This is a genomic window from Natrarchaeobius oligotrophus (assembly GCF_003841465.1).
Taxonomy (GTDB): domain Archaea; phylum Halobacteriota; class Halobacteria; order Halobacteriales; family Natrialbaceae; genus Natrarchaeobius; species Natrarchaeobius oligotrophus.
On the sequence record NZ_REFZ01000064.1, the window covers coordinates 1 to 833 of the forward strand.

The window sequence follows — 833 nt, forward strand, 5'->3', positions numbered from 1 at the left end:
CGTCAAGTGAACGAGGGACGTGCCAACAAACTCTATCGAACACTCTCAGAACTGAAAGCGTATCTCACGAGTAAACTCCCAACGCTGCACTCACCGAGGATCTATGAGTATCTCTGCTGATCCCTATGATATACGTCCTCCACAAATTAAATTGATAACCTAATCTATTAGAACAACATTGTATTATGTGGCAATGAATATGCAGACGATGACGCGAGGATCGATCTTAGTTAGTGGAGTAACTGGGACAGTAGTCGGAATCGCGAGTTACCAGTTTTTGATCGCAAACCTCGTGATGGCACTCACGTTGGCCGGTTTGTACGCGATGGGAAGTGGACTTCTCGTCGCCAATGTACAAGTTCTCGCTACGCACGAGTCAAACGACGGAAGTTGGTGGGTGATCGCTTTCGGCGTGACCGTCGGGACCGTGCTGCTCGTCGTACAGGAACTGTACCGACCCGTTGGTCCCGGAACCCGGATCCAAAGTCGAGTCCCCTACCAGGAGTTCGTTCCCGGTTCGATGGATGCGAGCATCGCGTTGTGGCTGTTCGTTTTCGGCGTGGCACTCGTGTCGTTGAACTTCGGAATCGGACTCGCGCTAGCGGAGATCGGCGATTAAGGGGGAAAGTGGGTGGCCGCGTGGCGAGTTGCACGCGGTCCCGCGAGCGACACTGGATCGGAACGTCGTAGAGACGACTGAAACGATTATCCGTCTTTAGCTAAGCGAGAAACCACGTGACAGCGGCGGCTTATCGAGGCATCTTTTCGAGAGGAATGAGGAGGCGACGAGTGTGCACAACGAAGCCTCCTCATCTCGGATTATGCGTCGGCTC

The 833-nt window shown here is 53.3% G+C and carries 1 protein-coding gene; it reads left to right on the forward strand.

The features are described from left to right. Positions 1 to 295 precede the first annotated feature (295 nt). Positions 296 to 619, forward strand: coding sequence for a hypothetical protein (locus tag EA472_RS21850; protein WP_124193555.1), 324 nt, complete (start codon positions 296 to 298; stop codon positions 617 to 619). The last annotated feature ends 214 nt before the right edge of the window (positions 620 to 833 follow it).

Coding starts and splice junctions, on each gene's coding strand:
- EA472_RS21850 (WP_124193555.1), top strand. CDS start 296: ATGGCACTCACGTTGGCCGGTTTGTACGCGATGGGAAGTGGACTTCTC.